19 protein-coding genes and 1 pseudogene are annotated in these 23,353 nt (G+C 40.3%); 5 read left to right on the forward strand and 15 right to left on the reverse strand.

What is annotated here, in order from left to right; all coding sequences use genetic code 11:
• The first annotated feature begins 151 nt into the window (after positions 1–151).
• Both MUO15_RS07245 and MUO15_RS07250 read left to right on the forward strand, forming a co-directional pair.
• Positions 152–364 carry a hypothetical protein gene (locus MUO15_RS07245; RefSeq protein ID WP_245034797.1) on the forward strand — a complete coding sequence of 71 codons (213 nt, stop codon included), beginning with the start codon at positions 152–154 and terminating at the stop codon, positions 362–364.
• Positions 365–374: 10 nt separating this feature from the next.
• Complete coding sequence (locus MUO15_RS07250; protein ID WP_245034800.1) at positions 375–527, forward strand: hypothetical protein; 153 nt, start codon at positions 375–377, stop codon at positions 525–527.
• Between the two features lie 203 nt (positions 528–730).
• Here the strand turns inward: MUO15_RS07250 and MUO15_RS07255 are convergent, their stop codons facing one another.
• Together MUO15_RS07255 and MUO15_RS07260 are read right to left on the reverse strand one after the other, a co-directional pair.
• A complete protein-coding gene (locus tag MUO15_RS07255; protein WP_245034802.1) occupies positions 731–1,363 on the reverse strand; it encodes a YhcN/YlaJ family sporulation lipoprotein in 633 nt (210 codons plus the stop codon).
• Positions 1,364–1,498: 135 nt separating this feature from the next.
• The gene (locus MUO15_RS07260; protein ID WP_245034825.1) at positions 1,499–1,966 is read right to left on the reverse strand and encodes a hypothetical protein; all 468 of its coding nucleotides are present in this window, start codon (positions 1,964–1,966) and stop codon (positions 1,499–1,501) included.
• A 261-nt stretch (positions 1,967–2,227) separates the two neighbouring features.
• Between MUO15_RS07260 and MUO15_RS07265 the strand changes: the two genes are divergently transcribed.
• Positions 2,228–2,461: a YhdB family protein gene (locus tag MUO15_RS07265; protein ID WP_245034829.1), complete on the forward strand. Its 234-nt coding sequence runs from the start codon at positions 2,228–2,230 to the stop codon at positions 2,459–2,461.
• Positions 2,462–2,521: 60 nt separating this feature from the next.
• Here MUO15_RS07265 and MUO15_RS07270 read toward each other — a convergent pair.
• From MUO15_RS07270 to MUO15_RS07330, 13 genes and pseudogenes are all read right to left on the reverse strand, one after another.
• A pseudogene (locus MUO15_RS07270) lies at positions 2,522–3,157 on the reverse strand (response regulator transcription factor).
• The gene (locus tag MUO15_RS07275; RefSeq protein WP_245034834.1) at positions 3,154–4,578 is read right to left on the reverse strand and encodes a GAF domain-containing sensor histidine kinase; all 1,425 of its coding nucleotides are present in this window, start codon (positions 4,576–4,578) and stop codon (positions 3,154–3,156) included. The pseudogene MUO15_RS07270 and the gene MUO15_RS07275 overlap by 4 nt, the downstream one beginning before the upstream one ends.
• Positions 4,579–4,673: 95 nt before the next feature.
• Complete coding sequence (locus tag MUO15_RS07280) at positions 4,674–6,236, reverse strand: GNAT family N-acetyltransferase (protein WP_245034838.1); 1,563 nt, start codon at positions 6,234–6,236, stop codon at positions 4,674–4,676.
• 163 nt (positions 6,237–6,399) lie between these two features.
• On the reverse strand, positions 6,400–8,217 hold the full coding sequence (locus MUO15_RS07285) for an FAD-dependent oxidoreductase (protein ID WP_245034842.1): 1,818 nt from the start codon (positions 8,215–8,217) through the stop codon (positions 6,400–6,402).
• An 87-nt stretch (positions 8,218–8,304) separates the two neighbouring features.
• A complete protein-coding gene (locus MUO15_RS07290) occupies positions 8,305–9,486 on the reverse strand; it encodes an anti-sigma factor domain-containing protein (protein ID WP_245034844.1) in 1,182 nt (393 codons plus the stop codon).
• Positions 9,428–10,219, reverse strand: coding sequence for an RNA polymerase sigma factor SigI (sigI, locus tag MUO15_RS07295; RefSeq protein ID WP_245034846.1), 792 nt, complete (start codon positions 10,217–10,219; stop codon positions 9,428–9,430). The genes MUO15_RS07290 and sigI overlap by 59 nt, the downstream gene beginning before the upstream one ends.
• Before the next feature lie 371 nt (positions 10,220–10,590).
• Complete coding sequence (locus MUO15_RS07300; protein WP_245034850.1) at positions 10,591–11,433, reverse strand: S1C family serine protease; 843 nt, start codon at positions 11,431–11,433, stop codon at positions 10,591–10,593.
• Between the two features lie 33 nt (positions 11,434–11,466).
• A complete protein-coding gene (locus MUO15_RS07305; protein ID WP_245034852.1) occupies positions 11,467–13,497 on the reverse strand; it encodes an ABC transporter ATP-binding protein in 2,031 nt (676 codons plus the stop codon).
• Positions 13,494–15,242: an ABC transporter ATP-binding protein gene (locus tag MUO15_RS07310; RefSeq protein WP_245034853.1), complete on the reverse strand. Its 1,749-nt coding sequence runs from the start codon at positions 15,240–15,242 to the stop codon at positions 13,494–13,496. Before MUO15_RS07310 ends, MUO15_RS07305 begins: the two co-directional genes overlap by 4 nt.
• Before the next feature lie 915 nt (positions 15,243–16,157).
• Positions 16,158–16,982 carry an aldo/keto reductase gene (locus MUO15_RS07315; protein ID WP_305853284.1) on the reverse strand — a complete coding sequence of 275 codons (825 nt, stop codon included), beginning with the start codon at positions 16,980–16,982 and terminating at the stop codon, positions 16,158–16,160.
• 61 nt (positions 16,983–17,043) lie between these two features.
• Positions 17,044–19,317, reverse strand: a complete 2,274-nt coding sequence (gene helD, locus MUO15_RS07320; RefSeq protein WP_245034856.1) for an RNA polymerase recycling motor HelD — start codon at positions 19,315–19,317, stop codon at positions 17,044–17,046.
• 219 nt (positions 19,318–19,536) lie between these two features.
• Entirely contained in the window at positions 19,537–19,890 is a 354-nt protein-coding gene (locus MUO15_RS07325; protein ID WP_245034857.1) for a hypothetical protein, read from the reverse strand.
• 98 nt (positions 19,891–19,988) lie between these two features.
• Positions 19,989–21,059: an undecaprenyldiphospho-muramoylpentapeptide beta-N-acetylglucosaminyltransferase gene (locus MUO15_RS07330; protein ID WP_245034859.1), complete on the reverse strand. Its 1,071-nt coding sequence runs from the start codon at positions 21,057–21,059 to the stop codon at positions 19,989–19,991.
• Between the two features lie 100 nt (positions 21,060–21,159).
• On the opposite strand from MUO15_RS07330, the gene MUO15_RS07335 reads away from it, so the two are divergent.
• Together MUO15_RS07335 and MUO15_RS07340 are read left to right on the forward strand one after the other, a co-directional pair.
• Positions 21,160–22,542, forward strand: coding sequence for an MATE family efflux transporter (locus MUO15_RS07335; RefSeq protein ID WP_245034861.1), 1,383 nt, complete (start codon positions 21,160–21,162; stop codon positions 22,540–22,542).
• Positions 22,543–22,629: 87 nt separating this feature from the next.
• Positions 22,630–23,160: a hypothetical protein gene (locus MUO15_RS07340; RefSeq protein WP_245034863.1), complete on the forward strand. Its 531-nt coding sequence runs from the start codon at positions 22,630–22,632 to the stop codon at positions 23,158–23,160.
• The last annotated feature ends 193 nt before the right edge of the window (positions 23,161–23,353 follow it).

Genomic DNA, 23,353 nt, shown 5'->3' on the forward strand with positions numbered 1-23,353 from the left:
ATTACTATATGAGAGAACATGCATGAACATGTGATGTAACTGTCCAACTTCAGACGGTTTATCATTCAGCCTGAAGACGGGTGAAAGTGAGCGCATCTAATTTATACTGAATAGAGCGATAACTTTTAACGAAATGGATGGAGGTTATTGGATGAAACAATTAATATCTGAAAACTGGAACCTTGATTCGCTCTACTCTAAACACTCCGGGAAAATAGAAGAACAACTATCCAGGCTACATCAGCAAATCAATCAACTTCATATAAATTTGAAAAAGATCGAAAACGTAGTAACGCTTGCACATGAACTTGGCCATGCCTACCACAATTACATCCTACATGGAGAATCAGCTTTTTCTCAGTAAACATCCACAAGTGGCAGAAACAGCTTCAACATTTACGGAAAACTTAGTGATTGATGCTGCCATAAGCAATGCCAAAGGAGAAGAAAAATTATCGCTGTTAAAAATGAAAACCACCAATGGTTTTAAAATATCTGACTATGATGCCAGCCATGTGCGAATTTGAACAAAAGTTGTTTCAAAAAAGGCAAAGGATTGGTCTCAACAGATGAAATCGGTGATCTATCCAGGAAAAACATCGCTAGGAGATTTTTGGGAAGCATTGATTCAACCGATCAAAGATGCGATTAAGGAATATTTAGCCCTGACAAAAAACGGCTTCAATAAAAAAAACAGGATTCTCTAACGAGAGAATCCTGTTTTAATCATTTATGATTGTGCATCTGGAAAGACACGGTCAACCATTTGACCAAATTCACGGAAGAATCCTTGTACTGGTTCACCATTGTCAACATCACTTACATAGTTGTTCGTCAAATCAACAAAGTCAGGATTACTGGATATATATACATTGTTAATCCCCTGATCTGTATCCTTAACTATTTGCGTGATTTGTTGTTCAAGTTCATCACTTACTTCTTGTTTCGCTTCACCATTTTGATTATCTAAGACCGTCGCAACATAAGCATTATCGTTTGTTGTTAAAACATATGCTTCGTTAACGCCTTTTACATTGCCTTCAATGCTTTTTGCCGCTTGCTCAGCAACATCATAGTTGTGCTGGTCAGCACCATTTCCGCGGTTGTTGTTTCCTTGATCATTAACATTACCGCCAATGTTGTTGTTCCCTTGATTATTACCATTTAGGTTGGCATCATTATTTCCTTGATTATTAGCATTATTGTTGTTTCCTCGGTCATTCATGTCATCGGCCATACGTTCAAAGTTTGTATTTTGAACACCATCATTATTGCCATCACCATTACCTGCTTCTTCATCAGCTTGACAAGCAACAAGTGATGAAGCTACAAGTAAACCAAGCGCAAATGCTTTTATTTTCATGGTGTATTCCTCCTTTCAAGCTTATTCGTAGTATGTGTTGCGGGAGAACTTATATGCAAAAATTGAACAGGTGTATTTTGCCGGACAAGACTACATATAGAAATGCAGGCCTTCCGTTAGAAAGACCTGCTTCTATCATTCACTAAATGGCAGCAGATACCATGTGTGAATGGTTATCATGTATAAAGTCAGCATAGCATTAAAAAATATAAAAAATACCGGTGCTAATTTAAAGAGTCCTTTTATTTTTGTGTAACTGAACCTAAGTAATACGACGCTTGCAATAAATACGACATAATATAGATAAAACCATATCCAGCTGTTATTCGTTTGTGCGTCAATGCCAATTTCATATCCAATTCCGTATGCGATCCATACTCCCATAAAGGAGAGGATCGAAATTGCAAACCAGCGTTGACGATCTTTTATGTAAAATAAGGTAAGTATTGCAAAAATAAATGTAAGTATCCCGATGATTTCACTTATAACCACCAAAGTCACTTGAGCTGGTCCATTTATGGCCGTACATAAGCTGATCAGAGTTAACAAACCAAACGCAATCACTCCTCCAAGATTAATCCAAAGCCAGTGTCTTTCCGTCATGACCTATTTCTCCTTCCATCATTGCCAAGCAAATCTTTTCCATATACCATCATAACAAATCTACACCCAAAAAGAGTACTGTCGAATTTTCCATATCTGAGAAGAACTTTCTGATTCATTGTTACCCTTCATGGAGACAATAAAAACAATCCTTTCTTAGTAAGGTAGTTCAAAAAGTCAAGTGATTGAAGCCATATTTTCCTCATCAGCTTGCGACAAATTTTTTGAACACACATGTAAAGAAGGATGTGTTTATGACCTATGTATTATCATGATTATGATAAAGCCTTGTACTTCATGATCTGGGGACAATGGGATGACTTACTCGTCCTAATGGTAAGGACACAGGATCATTTTCTTTCCAAAAAAATCGAAACGTTTCTTCACGCCTACCATTACCCAGGCCATGAAGTAACATTGCTTCAAAGCCACGAAAACTTGTTACACTATATCGATCACGCTCAAACTACGACATACCCTAACCTTTATGTATAAATTTACCACCTCAGGTCATCCATAAAATGGATGACCTGAGGTGGTATTTAATGTGATAAATTATTTCATGTATTTGACGCCGAAGAGGGCGGCTTGCGTTCTATCGTGTACTTCTAGTTTCGAGAAAATATTGGACAAGTGAGTTTTAACTGTTTTTTCTGTTATAAACAGTCGGTCTGCAATTTCCTTGTTGCTGTGCCCGTTCATTACTTCCTTTAAAACATCCTTCTCTCTGCGCGTTAATTCGTGAATTCGCTTTTCTTCCTCGTCTTGATGAGCCCCTGTTACATGTGTCATCAGCTGTGAGGCTGCTTTCTCATCAATCATCGTTTCCCCTTTATGTACCCGTCTAATAACATCAGCCAGTTTATCCGGCTCGATATCCTTCATTTGATAACCACTTGCCCCTGCCTGAACCGCTGGAATAACAGTATCATAATCAGAAAAACTCGTCAGCATCACAATTTTCACATTGGGAAATTGTTCACGCAGCCTTTTAGCTGTCTCAATTCCGTCCATTTTAGGCATCTGGATATCCAAAATCACTACATCTGCTTGATGTTTGTTAAGGTATGCTAATGCTTCCTCCCCGTTAGATGCCTCCTAAACAACCTCAATATCCTCCTGAGTTTGAAAAAAGAACACTAACCCTTTTCGAACAACCTGGTGATCATCAGCAATTAATATGTTAATCATAACCTGTTTCTCCCCTCAAATGGTATTTCTACCCTTACTACCGTCCCTTCACCTTTTTCACTTGTGACCGTAAGAATTCCGCCATATAATGCTGCTCTCTCTTTCATACCTGATATGCCAAAGGATGAGAGATCTGATTCTCTATTTCCAAATCCAATCCCATAATCACGTATGATAAGAACAACCTGATGATGGAACTTCTGCAACCTTAATTGTACTTCTTCTGTCCCCGCATGCTTTAATACATTATGTAAAGCTTCCTGCCCAATCCGTAATAATGTTTCTTCTAATGCATAAGGTATTGATTCTGTACCCTCTGAATGAATAGTGTATTTCAGGCCGATCGTTCCCGCATAAGAACTTAATTCTGTTAACACACCCTCCTTAAGCCGGCCGCTTTTCTCTTCAGCAATTAATGCACGCATTTCTTTAAGCGCCTGTGAGGAAATATCCTGAATATAGTCCACCTGTTCTTTTAACATAGGGCACGAAGCTGTTAAACGACTGGCCGCTTTTGAAGTAAGCACAATAGAAAAGAGCAGCTGATTAACAGAATCATGTAAATCCTGAGCAAATCGTGATCTCTCTTCCCTCCTGGCCATCGTTTTTTCTTTTTCACTAAGAACTAACCTCTTCCATGAAACCGTGATATATTTCTTAATAAGCTCAAAAACCTCAACCTCGGCCTTAGAAAACGCCTGTCCACTGACACAAAACGCTTCTTGATCACTAATTACACCATATAAATCAGCTGACGAAGCCACTGCTTTATTCGTCCATTGTACGTTTTTCCCTGGGTATAATCTCTGTAATCCGCGCTCAACGGTCCGCTTTAAAGAACGTAAATCCTGAGCATCCTGAATACTCCTTGTCAGTTCATGTGACTGCATGAGCAAAAGGCTCCATTCTTCTTCAGCTTCAAACCGTTCAATCCGCTCAAGAGCTGTTCCCACCTGAAGAGCAATCGATTCTAATAAATGCAAGTCCTCCGAATAACTCGATTTATTTCTCATCGCTACATTAAAAAGACCAAAAGACTTTCCAGGCGTTTGCAATGGCACTGTAGCATGATGCGTAATGCCGTCGGTTCCTTCTAACCCTTCTTCTAGTGCCTGCTCAATTCTCTTACAGGCGATGATACTCGTCGCCTTTGTAAGTCTGCCACTTTTATATCTTGATACACAACTGCAGTCCTCCCCACACATCCTCCGTTTATTATCACGCGAAAGTGCTGGCGGAAGGCCGATATCAGCAGCTAATTGAATCCCCTCTTCCTTTTCAAGAAAAATCCAGCCAGCTTCAAATTCAGTCATGGAAATGAACTTCCTAAGGACATTCTCAAGCACGCTTTTATTTGTCGATTCATTTAATAACTCAGCAATATTCTTTAATGTTTCCATTTGAGATGAGGCATCATGCACGAAAGTCACCTTCTTTTTATGTAAAAAAATTCTTATTATTATTATAACATTGCTTAAAAAAAGGCGAACCCGAACAGGTTCGCCTTCTTATAAATTCACGTACGATCAGGTTTTACTTCTGTATCAATATGGTAGTTCAACTCAAATAAATCGCGTCTGCGGTCACGAAGCTGCCTGACAGTACCAGACTTTCTCTGTCTTCGTAAAACTTCCAAATCAACATCACCTACGACGACAGCCTCCACATTAGGATTACATTCGCCAACTATGCCATCGCGCGCAAACTCGAAATCAGAAGGTGTAAAGATGCCTGACTGGGCATACTGAATATCCATATTCTCCACCTGTGTCATGTTGCCGACTGTTCCTGCGATGACCGTATACACTTGGTTTTCAATGGCGCGGGCCTGCGCACAGTAGCGTACCCGTAAGTACCCCTGGCGATCATCCGTACAGAATGGTACAAAAATGATATTCGCCCCTTGACTGGCAGCATAGCGGGCAAGCTCAGGGAACTGAATGTCGTAACAAATTTGAATGGCAATTTTCCCACAATCGGTATCGAATACTTTGACAGCATCACCAGGTTGAATGCCCCACCATGTCCGTTCATTTGGTGTCACATGAATTTTGTATTGTTTCTCGATCGTACCATCACGTCTAAATAAATAAGAAATGTTATAAATTTGCTCATCTTCCTCAACGAAGTGGGAACCACCGATAATATTGACATTGTACCTCACAGCTAGGTGTTCGAACAATTCAATATATTCCTCTGTATATTCAGACAGTCTTCTAACAGCTTTTGAAGGGACTTTTTCCTCAAGAAATGACATTAACTGTGTCGTGAAAATCTCGGGGAAAACAGCGAAATCCGCCCCATAATCAGCGGCAACATCTACATAATACTCACACTGTCTGCTAAACTCCTCAAAGGAATCAATATTCTTCATCATGTATTGAATCACCATAATTCTGACAGGGTGACTCGTCTTAAAATGACGTTTCGTCCGCGTTCTATAATCAATATTATTCCATTCCATCAATGTGGCATATTTGGACGACATTTTATCATCTGGCAAGTAGTTTGGATTAATCCGCATCACGGTAAACCCATTAATGATCTGAAACGTGAGCACAGGATCATAAATATTTTGATTACGAACCTCTTCCACATATTCACGTGGGGACATCTCTTGTTCATATTTGTGATAATTCGGAATCCGTCCCCCAATAACGATACTCTTTAAATTTAATTCACGGGCCAAGTCTTTTCTCGCTTCATAAAGACGGCGCCCAATTTTCATTCTGCGAAATTCCGGGTGTACCATGACTTCAATCCCATAAAGGTTGTAGCCATCCGGATCATGATTAGTAATATACCCTTCGTCTGTAATATCATCCCACGTATGTTTATCATCATACTCATCAAAGTTGACAAGTAAGCTTGAACAACTTCCAATGATCTGCCCGTCATATTCGACGACAAACTGTCCTTCTGGAAAGTGGATTAAGTGACTTTCCAGGTGTCCACGTTCCCATGGCTCCATATTAGGAAAACAAAGCTTTTGCAGCTCAAAAATTTGTTCAATATCGTTCGCTTGCATATTCCGTACTATCATTTTTTTCTCAAATTGAGATAAATCAAGTTTAGACATATGTTCGTCCCTTTCTGTTTTGCATAGTCTCAAGAGATGCTTGGTATCCTTATCGTACTGAACAATCCATTGATCTGTCTAGCTTGATCTTTTCGTATTGTATAAAGTAGAGGAACCCTGACTTTATGAATGAACGAGTTCCATCATTATAGGTGATCTATCACTACCTGAAGGTCTTAACATACCAGCTTATTGCTTGATTAATTTTACTGTCAAACAGCTTTTCACGCCAATACAAATCAGCAGTCTGGCTGACAGCATTATTTCTCGCCGGATAGGGATGAATGATATTCGATAGCGACTGAAATTTTTTATTCAATCCCTGTATCGTTCCCACTTCCTGCATCCACTCACCCGCTCCAGGACCAATCGCATGAGCACCTACGATTTTACCACGGCTTGTCGTTAATACTTTTACAAGACCTTCTGTATGATGCTCGGCCATAAATCGATCACTATCGGAAAGCTTCGTTTTGAACGTCAGCAGGCGGTCCCCATATTTCTCATTTGCTTCTTCCTCTGTTAAGCCTAAATGGTAAATTTCAGGCGCTGTATAAACGACCCATGGAACTTTTTCATAAGACACTTTTCTCGACAAACCTAGGACGGCATTTGAAACCACTAGCTTCCCTTCCATTCCCGCAACATGAGTAAATGGCATCGATCCATTACAGTCTCCTACAGCATAAATGTGCTTCTTGCTTGTTCTTAAACAAGGGTCAACGTCTATTGCCCCATCTTTAGTTGCAATCCCGGCTTTATCTAATGATAAACGCTCGATATTAGCTTGACGTCCCACGGCAATAAGCAGCTTGTCCGCTTCCACACTACCCTTGGACCCCTCCTTTGAAAAAAGCACCCTTACACGTCCATCAACAGTTTCAACGCGATCAACTTCGGCTTCTGTTAAAATAGAAGTCTGCTCCCCCATTATTTTTTGGGCAATACTTGCAATCTCTTTGTCTTCCTTGCCTGCAATCCGTTCGCCTGCCTCGACAATCGTGACGTTTACTCCTAAACGAGCCATGGCTTGAGCCAATTCCAGACCAATCACACCGCCCCCGATCACAACAAGCGATTCCGGACGCTCCTTTAGGGAGAAAATGGACTCATTTGTTAAATAATCAACTTCCTTCACTCCACCAATCGGAGGAACAACTGGCGAGGAACCGGTTGCGATGACAATTCGCTTTGCGGTGATCATACGGCTGCCAACTTGTAACGTGTGGTCATCAATAAATTCAGCCTCATTTTCATAGATGTCCACCCCCATGTCCGTGAAACGTTCCTTGGAATCATGTGCCTGAACATCCGCGACAGCCTTTGACACCTTTTCCATTGCTTGAGTAAATAACTGATTGTATTGCTCGTTTGAGAGGCTTGTCAGCTGACTAGTCTGATATACCTCTTCTGCTGCATGAATAAGGGCTTTTGACGGCATGCAGCCATAGTGTAAACAGTCTCCCCCTAATTCGCTTTTACGTTCGATTAAAGCAACGGAAGCTCCGAAGCTCGCGGCACCCGCAGCCACCGTTAAGCCACCTGATCCTCCGCCAATAACAACAATTTGATAATCATAATTCATGAATAGTCCCCCTTTGATTCTGCTTAAATATTTTCGGCTAATGCTATCCATTCGTTTACGATTGACACCTAAGTCTGAATAGCCCACTCTTGAAGCTGAACGAAAATGGACCCTCCGTGAGTATTCGTCAAAATAAAACTCAACATCATCTTTAAATTTAAGTAATTTTGAAGTAAAAATGATATGCAGATAATCATCGTGTTCGGATTGAATGCTTGTACGTGGTTTTCCATTAATAATTTCTTTTAGTATTGATTTTGTATATGATACATTTTGAATGAATGGAAGAGACTCCATTGCTTTATCAGGATTTTTTGCTTGTGTGGATACACAATTTGGAGAATGGGGACATGGAGCCAGCTTCCCGTCCTTTACCCCTAAATATTCCTTCGTCATTTTGTTTTCCCCCTCTGTTGGTACTTTTACATTATATATTCACCAAATACACAATAAAAAAACACCTCGTTTAATCGAAGTGTCGAGTTAATGCGGACCCTTGCTTTTGTCCTTATTCCCTTTTCCATTATTTTTATGTTTATGGGGATTATGACCATTGCTACTATGGTCGTTCTCTTTATTCTTCTTATGCTCATGTTTGACTTTATCATTTTGATTTTTCTTATGCTCGCGCTTAGGCTTATGGGGTGGTTTCTGTTTATCCTTTTTCTTATGTTCTTTTGGTTTTTCTTTATTTTCATTACCATGACCAGGTTTTTCTTTTTGTGAAGGATGATCCGGTTTAACTTTTTTCCCTGCTTTTTCATCAGCTCTCTCGCTTTTATTTTCTTTATGCGTTGACGCATTTCCTGCCTTTTTCTCTTGCACGTGAGAAGGTTTATTTATTTCAAACTTTTCTTTTGGAATGATGAATGTCTCACTCGAAGGGTCTGTGTTCAGTTGCCCTCGCGGCAGTTCATTAGACTTTGATTTCGGTTCCTCTGTTGAATCGGTTTCATTGTAAAAGGATTGTATAATTGCTTTATCCTCATCTTCAATCGTTACTTTCATACTATTCGTTTCATCCCTTATTGAATCTGCCATCAACTCATTTGCAGAAACCTTTTCCTTTTTAGCCTGCTCCCTTATTTGACTGGGTACATTGTAAGAAGCTACAGATAAATTTGAAGATTGATTTGCTAAAAAACTTTCGATCTTAGCTGAGAAGTCTTCATCATGTTCATTTACATAGCTAACTCCAATGAGCACTTGATTTTGATTGTTAATAAAACCTAACTTTTGACTTAAGGTAATCATATCAAAAGTCACTTCTGAAGCTGGATCCTTATACCAATTCTCAAGCTTAGATAAGATTTCCTCTGCATCCTTATTTATCGGAACGATATTAATAACTTGCATGTCTTCATTTAGCTTAAGCTCGACACTTGGGTTCATATCAATATTTACAAAGGCATAGGCCGTACTATTCCCATACCATAGATAGGCTGGTAAAAAGGCAATAAGTAGGGCTGCAACAATGGCTGCAATTTTAGTTCTCCGCCACATGAGCGATGGTTTGATCACTGTATGTCTTTCCGATAATGGTTGAAAATGAACCTCCATCCCTACTTCAGCTCGTTTTAAAAGCTTTGCCTTGTGGAAAGCGCCATCATTTGTCATCACAATCGTATATTTCCTGCTCTGCTCCATGACAATACCTTTCCTCACATACCCACCCCTTCAAATAGTCTTTAAGATAAACATAATCTCCTGATAAAATGAGGACCATCGCAATAATGAATTTACGGTTGCGCTCTAAGGTTTTCTTACTCACCTCTACTTCTTGTACAAGGTCTTTAATAGGTAACCGGCCTTTCTCTAAGACCTGCTGACGAAATTCATTGTTTTCATAAACAATGTGAGCGATTTGGATAGCAGACTCACGTGCATCCTTGTGTTTTGGGGAGGCTTCCGTTAATTCAGCAAAAGAAAGCTTGTACTCTTGCAGCTGAAGCTGAAATTCCCGAATTTCTTCCCTGCGATACCATGATTCTGTCTCTAGTACGTAGCGGTCTTTAGCTGCCTTCACTTGGGATGGGTTTTCCATCTGTTCATCGTCAACATAATCTTCGTCAAGGGACACGGCTTTAAGACGTTTTTGTTCATTTCGAATGTAATCAATCACTTTGCGCTTAATGACAAGCTTTGCAAAGGACAAGAATGAACTACCTTTTTCACAAGAATAGGCATGAATAGCTTCATTAAAAGCAAGTAAACCTATGCTGTATTCGTCATCTTTCATTGGATCAATGTATCGTTTACATACCTCGGAGACACTTTTGGCGATAAAAGGTTGATACTGTTTTAGAATTTCATTTTTTATATTGTCGTCTCCCTGTTTGGCAGCTGCTACAAGTTCATCAAGGGAGGTGTCGTTCTTTTGAAACAGACCTCTGATCAACCTTCATCACCTCCAGCTAATAAATAGTTTCGTTTAGAATGTCAATTATTTGGGTGTATTTTAAACAAAAATTTCATTTATGTTACATTTTTGTATCAACCACATTAAACTCAGTCGATTTCACTAATTCTATGAGCAGATATGCTTGGGTATTGTACAGAGCAAGACAATTTTACTCAAAGTCGCGCTTATATTCCACCACACACGATTTACATTTTGTTAAATAATCATTTCAAAAAATAGGTACTTAGATTTAAGCAATATCCATTAACCTGTTAATTGGGTGCGTTCATTCTACTCAAAGGACCTTTGAACTATAAAAAAATGATAATATTGAATCACAAAAACCCCCTAACGTAATAGGCTCGCTATTACTTAGGAGGTTCTTCCATATTTATTTTCTCATAATAGTAATCAATAGGAATGGCAAGACCCACACGCCCCTCTTGCTCATCGTCCAAAGTCGCAAAAACAACGGCGATTACTTTTCCCTCCTCATTGATAACTGGGCTCCCTGAATTTCCTCGATAAATAGGAGCATCAAGCATTAGTACAGGCTTACTCCAGTCGTCTAAAATCGTATAATCAATAATCGTACCCTTGTTTGCAATCCCATTGAAACTTAGAGGATTCCCAATAAAGTAAAAAGGTTCCCCTTCTTCAAACGAGGTTTCATTTGCCAATGTTAGATGTGGGAAATCACTACCCTCAGCTTGTAAAACGGCTAAGTCTACTTCTGGGAACTTTTCAACGACTTCAGCATCAAACAAGCCTTTTCCTGGAAACGCAACCGAAATCCTCTTCTCGCCCTCTATGACATGATGATTCGTTATAATCGTCCCATCAGCATCAATAGCGAATCCTGTCCCCTTACTTTGTCCTGCATCGACAACAACAACTGCCTCTTGATATCGATCTATATCATCATCTGTTGATAGCTTCGCCGAGGTCACCAAGAAATCGATGGCAGGGATAGAGAACGTATTCGGCAAAACGGCAACAATATTCGTCACCATCATAATAGCAATTAAATAGAAAAGCCATCTCGGAAAAGGACGCTTTGATTTTCTCTCCTCTTTCTCTATACGTTCACGTTCCCAGGCCTTCCTTTTTTCTTCCTGAATGAGCTCATACAGCTCATCATCATCTATTTCTTCATATAAATCATCATCAATGATATCAGGTTTTTGGTCATCATCCTCACGCTCTTTCATACGTTCACACCTCATGCTCCACTAGAATAGGAACTACATTACATTCGCATTTACAGCGCCTTGCTGCATTTTATACATGTGATAATAGTGGCCACCTTCTGCAAGGAGGTCGTGATGTGTTCCCTGTTCTACCATTGTACCATGATTTAATACGAAGATTTGATCAGCCTGCTGAATGGTTGACAAACGGTGGGCAATCACAAGTGTTGTGCGGCCTTGTTTTAATACTTCTAATGCTCGTTGAATCAATTGCTCTGTTTCTGTATCAATATTTGCTGTCGCTTCATCTAAAATTAAGATAGCAGGATCAAAAGCAAGGGCCCTAGCAAAGGATATCAGCTGACGTTCTCCCATAGATAGAGAATCTCCCTTTTCTTTCACTGCAGCATCATATTGACCTGGTAATTTTTCGATTAACCGATCCGCTCCGACAGCTTTTAAGGCGTTGATAGCCATTTCCCGGGAAATTTTTTCATCATTCATCGTTACATTCGACAAAATTGTTCCTGAGAATATGAATGGATCTTGAAGTACAATCCCCATATGACTGCGAACCTGTTGCCTGGACCACTCTTTCGTGGAACGGCCATCTATCGTAATCTCGCCGGATTGAGGATCATAAAAACGAAAAAGCAGATTCATAATCGAGCTTTTTCCTGACCCTGTATGCCCAACAAAAGCCGCAGTCTGTCCTGATTTAACCTCAAAATTAATGTCTTTAAGCACATTCTCATCTTTTAAATAGGCAAAAGTTACATTCTTGAATGCAATATGTCCTCGATAACGAGATATTATCTGATGATTCTGCTCCTCTCCTGTTTCGTCCAGCATGGAGAAGACACGCCCTGCAGACACCCTTGCCTGTTCAAGCTGCGGCAGTTGATTAACAAGATCCGTCACAGGTTGAAACAGGCGGTTCAAGTAATCAACAAATGCATAAAGCACACCTGCTGTTACAATGCCCTCTGCACCAATTGATGAAGACCCAAAATACCAAATGAATCCGACAAAAGCGAGATTTCTGAGCACATTTACTAAATTAAATGAAGTTAAAGCACTAAGACGGACAAGCTTTCGTTCGTAATTAAAGTGCTTCGAATTTAAATCCTCAAATTCATGGGATGTCTGTTTCTCTTGACGAAAAGCTTGAATAATCGACATCCCCTGAATCGCTTCATTAATATTTCCATTCATATCACTGACCGTAGAACGGACGACAGTATTATATTTCCCGCCAAAATGCTTATATAACTTCATCCATCCCGCAATGATCGGGATGAGCAATAAACACATGAGAGCAAGTTTCGCATCAAGTAGAAATAGGGCAACATAAATCCCTGCCATATAAAAGATACTTGTGACAAAGGTAGCCAGTACTTTCACATACAGTTCCCGTATCGCCTCCGTATCATTGGTTACCCGTGCCACAATTTTCCCTGCCGGCTGATCAATAAAATAATTGACTGGCAGCCGCTGAATATGGGCAAACACATCGTCTCTCATCTTCTTAATAATTCGATTGGACGTTTTTTGTAAAATGAACGTGTGCACAAATTGAAAAACGGCAGCAATCAATAATAGGCCAAGATAGATAGCAAGCAGCCAATAGATCGATCGCTGCTCAGGCTGAAAGAAACGGTATAACTCATTTAATGATAGTTTCTGTGCTTCTGCCTGAGTCGTTGCGCTGTTTGTATCAATGGTGATCATTCGATTCTCAAAGCTTCGAGTCCCTGTAAGTGAAACGGATTCATTTACAAAAACATAATTTCTGCCTACTTGTAAAATGGTCGCTGTATCTGTAATTTCATCATCTTCTTGGACTCGATCCGCACGTTTATATAGTTCACCATGATAGGAAACCGTGTAAGCATCACTCTCTTCTACCTCATGCCATTGATCTTCGATGCCGACAATATGCTCATCTATCAATCGTTTTGCAATGAAAGGACCAGTTAGTTCTAGCGCAACAGCGATGATCAAACAGACGAGACCGATTAAAATGCTTTTTTTATACAATAAAGCAAAATTTAATAATCTACGTTCCGTTGAAGGCTTCTTCATTCTCCCACCTCCTGTTCCCCTAACTGTTGATGGTCGTACTGTGTTTGATACCAACCTTTTTGTTTCATCAGTTGAGCATGTGTGCCTTGCTCGATAATTCGCCCTTCTTCAAGGACAAGAATATGATCCGCATGCGTCACAGCAGATAATCGGTGGGCAGCAATCAATGTCGTTTTACCTTCTCGTTCCTTTCTTAGATGTTTAATAATTTCCGCTTCCGTCTTACCATCGACGGCAGACATGGCATCATCCAGCATAAGAATTTCCGGATCCATAATAAAAGCTCGCGCAATGGCAACTCTCTGTTTCTGACCGCCAGAAAGCGTGACACCACTTTCGCCAACCATTGTATCTAAGCCTTTTGGTAAAATTTTCATATCTTCAAGAAAATAAGCTAACTTCATCACTCGGTAAATTTCCTCGTCTGTTGCATCCTTTTTACCAAATTGAATATTCTCTCGAACCGTTTTTGAAAATAAAATTTGCTCTTGGGGGACGTAGCCAATCCAGGAGCGCGTCGTTTCTAAGTCCAGGTCTTGGATATTTACTCCGTTAATTTGTAACGAACCTTTTAGCCCAGGATACTCACGGAGAAGCTGTCTGAACAGGGTTGTTTTCCCTGCCCCTGTCTTCCCGACAACCCCCACCGTTTCTCCTCGTTTAATCGAAACCGTTAACTCACTTAATCCCTTTGCTTCCGCACCCGGATACTGGAAATCAACATCCTTAAATTCGACTGTGTGAGGGTGATCGAGCCTTCTCGGTTTTGCAGGAGACAAAACATCTGGCTTGTAACCTAATGTCTCGTTTACACGATCAAGTGACGCATTACCTCGCTGCATCACATTAATCAGTTCACCTACTGCAAACATCGGCCAGATTAACATCCCTAAATAAACATTAAAGGAGACCATTTCACCTAAGGTAATCACATTGTGGAAAACTAAGGACGCCCCATACCCAAGCCCTATCGTATAGGAGAATCCTACAAGAACCGTTATTGTAGGCTCAAACAAAGCATCCACCTTCGCTACCTCGACATTCTTGTCGTACACCTCTTCGGTCATATTTTGAAACCTTTGTTCATCCTGCTTTTCTTGAACAAAAGCCCTGATGACCCGTACACCTCTTACGGATTCCAAAACATTATTATTTAAATCACCAAAGGCCTCTTGAGCCTCCATAAACCTGGTATGAATCACTCCACCATACTTATTCATAACAAACGCCATAATCGGAAGCGGAAGCAGCGCCGCCAGAGTTAATTTAAAGCTAATGGTAAACCCCATCACCGCAATAATTAGAATCATAAAAATGGTGGAATCAACTAATGTCAAGATTCCGAAGCCTGCCGTCATGGTAAGAGCCTTGAGATCATTCGTTGCCCTTGCCATCAAATCGCCAGTCTTATTACGCTGAAAAAAAGTAGGCGTCATTTTGAGAAAGTGATTCATGAGCCTTGATCTCATACTGCGCTCCATAATCATAGCTCCGCTGAATAATGTATAATCCCACAAATACGAAATCGTATAGCTGGCAATAATTAAACCGCCATATAAAAGCAGCACATCAATTAAGTGCTCCATCGTTAATGTATTAAACTGAATTTCATCAATAGCCATTCCAACCAACTTAGGTGGGATTAAATCAATCGCACTTACAATAATTAATGCAACAATGGCAAATGTGTATCGCTTCCAATATTGCTTAAAAAACCAACGTAATTTCACTAGCACACTAAACATACTTATCACCCTCTCATTTGTTCACAAGCTAACCGCTTTCTTTCCAATCTTCGTTCCATTCTTTACAAGTCCATTTGTTACTCATTTCATAAATACCTCCTGTAAGTGAGTGTTCCAAAAGTCGCCAAATTAGAAACAAGAAGTTCGAGGCGCGAAAGTTTTGAGGACCGCAAGCCGTATGCCTTTCATACGTGAGGACCGGAAAAACCGAGCAACGAAGAAATTCGCCGTTTATCATTTGGTGACTTTTTGAACAACCTCTGTAATGATTTATTTATGTAAAGCGGCGGTCATAGCCGCTAGACACTAAGGAAAAGCGTAGAGTGACGGTTAGACCTGACACGCATAAGCAGGATACCGCAGTGAAGAGATCTTTCTTCACGGAGATGGATTGCTTATGCCGCGAAGGTCTGTCCCTCGGAGCTAGACACCTAGAAAAGCGCAGGCACGAAAAAAGCATACGTACGTGACGTATGCTTAGGAAACGTAAAAAGGCCACGTATATACGTGACCCCTACGATAATTATCTTTATAAAAAGTCTAATAGACTAATGGCTGGTCACGAACCATATGAAATTAACATGAAATCGTACATTTCGTTTTTCCATGGTCGTGGCCTCCTCCCGATAATTACTTATTATATAGTTTTCGGAAAATTAATGCAATGTTTTTTTGGAAATAAATGATAACTTCCTATTTCACGCTTACTTGGGGTTAGGGAAGAATTTTTTGGAGTTTGGGTAGAATCTCTGTAAGTTTAGACAGAATCATAAAACTTTCAGGTAGAATAACCGAAGTTCGGGTAGAATCCTTAAGAATTTGGGCAGAATCCAATCGTCGTAAGTTTAAACAGAATCCTATTTAGCGAGAAAAAATTAAAAAACCCACTCAGCTATTCGAGTGGGTTCTAATTATTCATTTACCAATTTCATCGGGATGTGGCCCAAGACGATTATTTTTGTTTAAGCCATTAATTTTCTCTACTTCGTTATCCTTTAACTCGAAATCAAATAGATCAGCATTCTCTTGCTGACGCTCCTTATGAGTTGATTTTGGAATCGTCACAATGCCCTGCTGCAAGTCCCATCTTAAAATGATCTGCGCCGGTGTTTTATTATATTCCTCTGCTAATTCTTGTAAGACGGGATTGTCCAAGTAATTTCCTCGGCCAATCGGTGACCAGGCTTCAACCTGAATATCTTGCTGTTTACAATAATCAACAGTTTCTTTTTGATAAAGTTCCGGGTGCAATTCAATCTGATTGACCATCGGCTTGATTTCAGCTTCATTTAATAAGTCTTCCAAGTGATGTGTCAGGAAGTTGCTTACCCCGATGGCTTTAATTTTCCCATCTTTATAAAGCTTCTCTAATGCTTTCCAAGTATCTTTATATTTGCCTTGAATAGGCCAATGAATCAGGTAGAGATCCAAGTAATCAACACCTAGCTTCGTAATACTTCGATTGAAGGCCTCTAATGTTTCTTCATAGCCTTGTTCATCATTCCACACTTTTGTTGTAATAAATAACTCTTCACGAGGAAGGCCGCTTTCCTTAATTGCCTGGCCTACTCCTTCTTCATTATCATAAAAGGAGGCTGTGTCCAAGTGACGATATCCAAGGTCCAACGCTGATCTAACAGCATTGACAACTTCTTCTCCACTATCCATTTTGTAAACACCCAAACCAACCCAGGGCATTTTCACGCCATTACTTAATGTTGTCGTATCCGTTAAACTCATCCTCAAATGCACTCCTTTATTTATTCATAGAATAATTCCCCACGCAAGACCGAATTAAACGTTATGATGACGAAGAATGAACCTGATAGGAGGCTTGCCCTAAATGATCCAGCAAAAAGTCATTTGGGTTATTCCCAATCATATATAGCTCGTGAAGCGGTCTTGTCATGGCTACATATAGTACCTTTATATCCAGTTCGTTATTTGTAAAAGGGTGGTCGTCACTATAAAGAAAGACCACATCGAATTCCAGTCCTTTTGCTAAGTAAGCAGGCAAGATCATTCGATCGCCCATTTCCGTATGCTCATCGAGTGTTTGAAAATCTTGAGAACTGATTTCAGAGATCTGACTGACTTCAGCAGCTTCCTTCATCGTTTTTGTTACGATGGCAAAGCTGTTCATCCCTTTGTCTTTCAACTGGTTCATAATTTCAATAAACGCTTGTTTCCAGCCTGGTTGTTTTTCAATAAACGTTGGAAGCGGACCATGTCTTACTACAGGTTCAGCTTTTGGAAGATCCTCCGGCATAAGTGTTAACAATTGATTTGCCAAATCCATGATTTCAATTGTTGTTCGGTAGGTTTTTTGTAAGGTTAAGTAACTGGGCTGTCGAAACACTTCATTTAAAGATTCCCAGTTATGCAGCCCTCGATAGCGATAAATTCCTTGTGCAAGGTCACCTACGATCGTAAATAAATCCGTTTGAAAGGCCTTTTTCAGACTATAAAATTCTAGAAAACTATAATCCTGGGCTTCATCTATCACGACCTTTTTCACTTGATCATCAGCATGTAATCCAGTTATATAGGTGTACATGTATAACAGTGGAGCAAGATCTTCAGAGTGGAGCTGCTTCTTTTGTAAATACTTACTGGTGGTCTGGCGAAGGTACTGAAGCTCTGCCGAATCCTCTTCTACTAAGGAACAAAACATTTCCTTTTCATACATGGACTTATATAAATTTGTCAGCTTATGCTTAGGGAATTGCTTCATGTAGCGCGAGACAGCTGTGCGAGCTTGTTTCTTCAGTTCGTTGAGTCTTTCTTCTTTTCTAGTAATTAAAAAACTGACTCGTGTTTTACGTTTATCTTTATCCTTCATACCAAACAGCGCTTTATCTAATTCGTCATCATATTTAGCAGCTACTTTATCAATGATTTGTTTTTTCTTACGTTTCAATTCACTTTGCAATACGCGTTTTATTTTTTCAACCCGTACTTCATATGGGAAATGCTGAAAATCTTTAAGAAACAGATGCTTAATATTCGCACCACTCTTAATCTTAAATTCTGCCAGCATAAAATCTTCTTCCACAATGTATGTTTGTTTTACTTTTTGTATATAGCGATCAAGCAGCTGTTTGAAAGCTTTCGAACCTTTGTATCCAGCCATTTCCAAATGACGAGTTTCTCCTTCTTCTGCTTGTTCAATTGTTCCCATTAACACATCGTGCTGACTAACCACTGACAAGTCCACCTGAATAATATGTTGGACAAAATCAGAGAATGTCGTTTGTTTGGCTCTATTCACACCGAGCTCTGGAAGTACCTCAGATATGTACTGAATAAACAAACGGTTGGGAGCTAAGATCAGCATTTCATCTGGTTTGAAAATATCACGCATGTTGTATAAAAAATAGGAAATCCGGTGTAAGGCAATGGTTGTCTTACCACTTCCTGCCGCTCCCTGAACAATGATTGGCTTTCTCAAATCAGCACGTATGACTCTATTTTGTTCTTCTTGAATGGTTGAAACAATTTCAGTTAAACGGTGTTCAGCATTTTGGGCGAGCGAATCCTGAAGCAGCTCATCTTTTGTTGTTAAATCAATATCTCGAAAACCAAGCAGCTCGCCGTCTTCAATCTGATATTGCCGCTTTAAGGAAACATTCCCTTCATAAACCTCTCCATGTGCTTCATAGCTTACGTCCCCTAAGCGTCCTTCATAATATACGTTTGAGAGAGGTGAACGCCAATCTAAAATAATCGGTAATTGAGTTTCGCGGTCAAATAAAGATACTTTTCCAATATAAAAGGTTTCTTTGTCTGCTTTTTCTTTACGGTGAAAATCGATGCGGGCAAAATACGGTTTCTTACGTAGATTCTTGAGGTTCTCTAATTGGTCTTTAGAAAGTTTCATGAAGCTTGAATGTGTAAGCATTTCCTGATAGCGAAGGCTGCTATCTTTAAAATCCAGCCTAGCTAGTGTGTCTTCCTGTCTTTCTTTTAAAGCTTTTTGACCCGATTCCTGTACGGTGATTAAATGGTTCATGTACTCCTTCGTAAAAGTTAATCTTTCCTTCTCACTCTCTAAATGTTCATCATACACTGACATTGCCATTCTCCCTTTCATCGTTAGTTAGGAATGACTATGCACCTGATTCAAGCATGGAACATTTTTTTCGAAGCAACGGGAAACAAACATACCACACATCATCTGTAAGCGCAATCAATAAGAAAAAGGCTTTTTGAACTTCTTTCTCGAATCTAAATCCACAAAATCCGGCACTCGAGTATAAAAAACCTGCTACCCATCGATAGCAGGTTTAACCTATTATTGGTGTTTTTTATTTTTGATGAACTTAGGTAACCTGCTCTCTATGAACACATAAGAAACGATCCTTAGGACAACAGGATAGAGAGCCAACAGCCCGATTAAGTCGCCTATTTGTCCCAGCGTGTTCGTAGTAATCATCCATAGGGACAAGGCCAACATTAGAATGACTGTAATTAAACCACTCCTGCCATTAATTGGTGTCCACGTTCCAGCAATGGTTCTTGTTTCCTCTTCTATCTTTTCGAAACAGCGATAATGATAGGGACGGACTCTAAACCAGTTAGAAGCGGTTACTAATTCATCACGATCTCGTATCTCTTTGTAGCAATAACGACATATTTTTGAGTTCACTTAATCTACCCCTGAAGAAGATATTTTCATAATATAAGCAATACTTCCTGCTTTATTATAACTCAAATAGAGCTCTCCTTGCATGTCTTACCCAATCACTACTTTTCGGCTCTTTGGATAATTGAAATGACTTCATTTTTTGTTCGTTTACTCTCGTATTTCTCCATATTATTGAGCAGTTGCTCTTTGTTGTCCATTAAATGTTTTAATTCTTTCAGCAAGCTATCGGAATTAAGCTCTTCTTCCTCAAGCTTGTGAGCATAGCCTTGCTTTACGAAAGAGTCGGCATTTAATATTTGATCACCACGGCTGGCTTTCCTTGATAAAGGGATAAGCAGCATTGGTTTTTTTAATGCCAAAAATTCAAAAATGGCATTGGAGCCAGCCCGGGAAATGATATAATGGCTAGCGGCAAATAGGTCCTTCAATTCATCACTTACATATTCAAATTGAGCATAGCCAGGACGGTTGATTGTCTCATCCTTTTGCCCTTGACCGCATATATGGATGATTTGTACTTCCTGTAATAGTTCATCTAAATTTGTGCGGATGGCATCGTTGATTTTTTTCGATCCTGTACTCCCCCCCATAACTAAAACAACCGGCTTACTCGTCGTCAGTCCGCTATAGGAGAGGCCTTTGCTTCTGTCCCCTGTAAAAAGTTCTTCCCGGACAACCGCCCCGATATATTGTCCTTTTTCTTCAGGTAAATGCTGCATCGTTTCCGGAAAGGTAGCCAATACCTTTTTAGCAAAAGGAAAAGAAAGCTTATTAGCGAGACCTGGAGTATAATCGGATTCGTGGATGATCGCCGGCACACGATTTAATTTCGCAGCAGCGACCACGGGGACCGAAACAAATCCACCTTTTGAAAAAATGACCTGAGGCTTACGTTTTCTTATAATTCTGAGTGATTGGATTAGCCCCTTCATAACCTTAAACGGATCCTTGAGGTTCTCCTTGGACATATAACGGCGCAGTTTCCCTGTTGATATCCCATGGTAGGTTACACCCTCTAAAGAACTAATTAATTGTTTTTCTATCCCTTGATAGGATCCTATATAGTCAACTTGATAGCCTTGTCTTTGAAATTCAGGAATAAGAGCCAGGTTCACAATAACGTGCCCTGCTGTTCCTCCTCCAGTAAATAAAATACGCTTCTGCTTCAAAATTTCATCGCCCTTTCATCGGTGTCTTACTTAGGTAACACTGTACAAACTATGCTATAATCCTTGTCCTATAGGAATTGTATCAAAAAGGAGATCGCCTATGTATGAAACAAAGACATTAAAAGAAAAAATAAAACTATTTACCGTTATTCTCATTCCTATTTTTATTACACAGGTTGGCATGTATGCAATGAATTTCTTTGATACGATTATGTCTGGCCAAGCAGGTCCAAACGATTTAGCCGGTGTAGCTATTGGCTCTAGCATATGGCTGCCCATTTTTACGGGGCTAAATGGAATATTGATGGCCATTTCACCAATCGTAGCACAGCTAAAAGGGGCAAAGCAGGATAAAGTTATTCCTGAATCAGTCAAACAAGGAGTTTATTTATCCATTGTCATTGCATGTTTAATCGGCGGGATTGGTTTCTTCTTAATTGATCCTATTTTGTCGTTAATGGACCTTGAATCAGGGGTACGTCATATCGCTAAATACTATCTTATCAGCTTAGGAACCGGAATTATTCCTTTATTCGTTTTTAACATCCTACGTTCATTTATTGATGCCCTTGGTCACTCAAGAATATCAATGATGATCATTTTACTGACATTACCTACTAACATTTTCTTTAATTACGTGCTGATTTTTGGTAAATGGGGCTTCCCTGAACTCGGTGGAATCGGGGCAGGCTTAGCGACCTCCTTAACGTATTGGGTGGCTTTTGGGATTATCGCTTTTGTTATCCATAAGCTTTACCCACTTCGAACCTACGGAATCTTCACAAATTGGGTTTCCCCTTCCCTTAAAAGCTGGTGGGAGCAACTAAAAATTGGTGTCCCTATAGGATTCGCTATCTTCTTTGAAACAAGTATCTTTTCAGCCGTTACCTTTTTCATGACAGAGTACGATACCTACACAGTCGCCGCACACCAGGCAGCCATTAACTTTGCCTCATTTGTATATATGATGCCATTAAGCATTGCCTTTACATTAACGATTGCCGTCGGTTATGAAGTCGGGGCTAGACGGTTCACCGATGCAAGGACATACTCTTATCTAGGAATTACCGTGGCCGTTTGTATGTCTGTTGTAGCTGGAGCGATTCTTTACATCTTTGATGACACTGTCGCAAGGCTGTATAGTTCTAATCAACGTGTAATTGAACTAACAAAAAACTTTATCTTCTTCGCTATCTTTTTTCAGCTTTCTGACGGCTTCGGTGCTCCTATTCAGGGGGTTTTACGGGGCTACAAAGATGTAACGATTACTCTCATCATGTCGTTTGTTTCCTACTGGGTGATTGGATTGCCAACTGGATATCTATTAGCCAATTATTCAGGCCTTGGTCCATATGGATATTGGATGAGTTTAATTGTTGGTTTAACAGCTGGAGCGATCACGCTAATGCTGCGCATGCTTTATCTGCAGCGGAAGAATATTCGGCTTTATCAGGTTAAGGGGGAAGACTCTAGTTCAGTTTAAACCCGCATTACCCCTGGAAAAAATGCGAGTGTAAATGATATTAAAGCTATTAGAAAAATTCCAATTATAACTCCTGTAGTTATGCTAATGTTTATTCGGCGCTCACTCTTCCTTTATCGGCGCCCGCTCTTCCTTTATCGGCGCTCGCTCTTCCTTTATCGGCGCTCGCTCTTCCTTTATCGGCGCTCGCTCTTCCTTTATCGGCGCTCGCTCTTCCTTTATCGGCGCCCGCTCTTCCTTTATCGGCGCTCGCTCTTCCTTTATCGGCGCTCGCTCTTCCTTTATCGGCGCTCGCTCTTCCTTTATCGGCGCTCGCTCTTCCTTTATCGGCGCTCGCTCTTCCTTTATCGGCGCTCGCTCTTCCTTTATCGGCGCTCGCTCTTCCTTTATCGGCGCTCGCTCTTCCTTTATCGGCGCTCGCTCTTCCTTTATCGGCGCTCGCTCTTCCTTTATCGGCGCTCGCTCTTCCTTTATCGGCGCTCGCTCTTCCTTTATCGGCGCTCGCTCTTCCTTTATCGGCGCTCGCTCTTCCTTTATCGGCGCTCGCTCTTCCTTTATCGGCGCTCGCTCTTCCTTTATCGGCGCTCGCCGCCGATCACACGGCGGCCTAGCGCCTAGAGTCGCTCCATCACACTGCGCACATCATCAGCATGGGGCACCGTCGATATTACAGATACCCATCAGCACCCATTTTGGGAATTCCTAGAGTGCCGACTATGACTAATCCAAGGCCGATAATTCACCAAGTTAATTAACAAAAAACCACCGAGCAATTGATTATGGAAGAAGTATGTTTAACCGGCGTATAAGT

The organism is Halobacillus amylolyticus (genome assembly GCF_022921115.1).
Lineage (GTDB): Bacteria > Bacillota > Bacilli > Bacillales > Halobacillaceae > Halobacillus_A > Halobacillus_A amylolyticus.

Excerpts from the sequence above, each read along its gene's own strand:
- MUO15_RS07245 (WP_245034797.1), top strand. The coding sequence starts at position 152 with ATGAAACAATTAATATCTGAAAACTGGAACCTTGATTCGCTCTACTCT.
- MUO15_RS07255 (WP_245034802.1), bottom strand. The coding sequence starts at position 1,363 with ATGAAAATAAAAGCATTTGCGCTTGGTTTACTTGTAGCTTCATCACTT.
- MUO15_RS07260 (WP_245034825.1), bottom strand. The coding sequence starts at position 1,966 with ATGACGGAAAGACACTGGCTTTGGATTAATCTTGGAGGAGTGATTGCG.
- MUO15_RS07265 (WP_245034829.1), top strand. The coding sequence starts at position 2,228 with ATGTATTATCATGATTATGATAAAGCCTTGTACTTCATGATCTGGGGA.
- MUO15_RS07280 (WP_245034838.1), bottom strand. The coding sequence starts at position 6,236 with ATGTCTAAACTTGATTTATCTCAATTTGAGAAAAAAATGATAGTACGG.
- MUO15_RS07285 (WP_245034842.1), bottom strand. The coding sequence starts at position 8,217 with ATGACGAAGGAATATTTAGGGGTAAAGGACGGGAAGCTGGCTCCATGT.
- MUO15_RS07300 (WP_245034850.1), bottom strand. The coding sequence starts at position 11,433 with ATGAAAGAGCGTGAGGATGATGACCAAAAACCTGATATCATTGATGAT.
- MUO15_RS07305 (WP_245034852.1), bottom strand. The coding sequence starts at position 13,497 with ATGAAGAAGCCTTCAACGGAACGTAGATTATTAAATTTTGCTTTATTG.
- MUO15_RS07310 (WP_245034853.1), bottom strand. The coding sequence starts at position 15,242 with ATGTTTAGTGTGCTAGTGAAATTACGTTGGTTTTTTAAGCAATATTGG.
- MUO15_RS07315 (WP_305853284.1), bottom strand. The coding sequence starts at position 16,982 with ATGAGTTTAACGGATACGACAACATTAAGTAATGGCGTGAAAATGCCC.
- helD (WP_245034856.1), bottom strand. The coding sequence starts at position 19,317 with ATGTCAGTGTATGATGAACATTTAGAGAGTGAGAAGGAAAGATTAACT.
- MUO15_RS07335 (WP_245034861.1), top strand. The coding sequence starts at position 21,160 with ATGTATGAAACAAAGACATTAAAAGAAAAAATAAAACTATTTACCGTT.
- MUO15_RS07340 (WP_245034863.1), top strand. The coding sequence starts at position 22,630 with ATGTTTATTCGGCGCTCACTCTTCCTTTATCGGCGCCCGCTCTTCCTT.